Source organism: Clostridium sp. MCC328 (genome assembly GCF_018785465.1).
GTDB lineage: Bacteria > Bacillota > Clostridia > Lachnospirales > Lachnospiraceae > Pilosibacter > Pilosibacter fragilis.
The window spans coordinates 1-453 of sequence record NZ_WQPW01000140.1 but is presented as its reverse complement, the minus strand read 5'-3'; the positions used below and the strand labels follow the sequence as shown (position 1 = coordinate 453).

Here is a 453-nt window from a genome sequence, read left to right as displayed (position 1 = left end):
GTGACATACTCCCACCACTTAGCTCACGCTTGAAGTGGGGGCTTCTCGTTCGATTGCCCCGTTGGGCAAAGCATTCACGAGCGATCCCCGTGTGTCCCACGGTTCTTTTGGACTGATATCTTTTTATGATGCTTTTTCGCTCTTTTCTAATATGATCCCGGACATTCTCAGACCTTCCCTGCAGATGTTGACTGCCGCATTTTCATCACGGTCCATCCGGTTTCCGCAGCTGCAAAGATATACCCGCTCTTCCAGTTTCAGATCATGTTTTATTTTTCCACAACAGCTGCATGTTCTGGAACTGGGATACCAGCGGTCGATGCGGACAAGTTTCTTCCCTTCCCGTTCCAGTTTATACTGCAAAAAATCTGTGAACATTCTCCAGCCGTTGTCATGAACACTTTTTCCAAAATGATGTTCCCCGCTCATCGTCTTCAGATCCAGATCTTCGAT

1 protein-coding gene is annotated in these 453 nt (G+C 47.5%); it reads right to left on the bottom strand.

Features of this window, described 5'->3' with window-relative positions; translation table 11 throughout:
• Positions 1-123 precede the first annotated feature (123 nt).
• A partial coding sequence (locus tag GPK83_RS15875) for an RNA-guided endonuclease TnpB family protein (RefSeq protein WP_215705232.1) occupies positions 124-453 on the bottom strand: 330 nt, incomplete at its 5' end.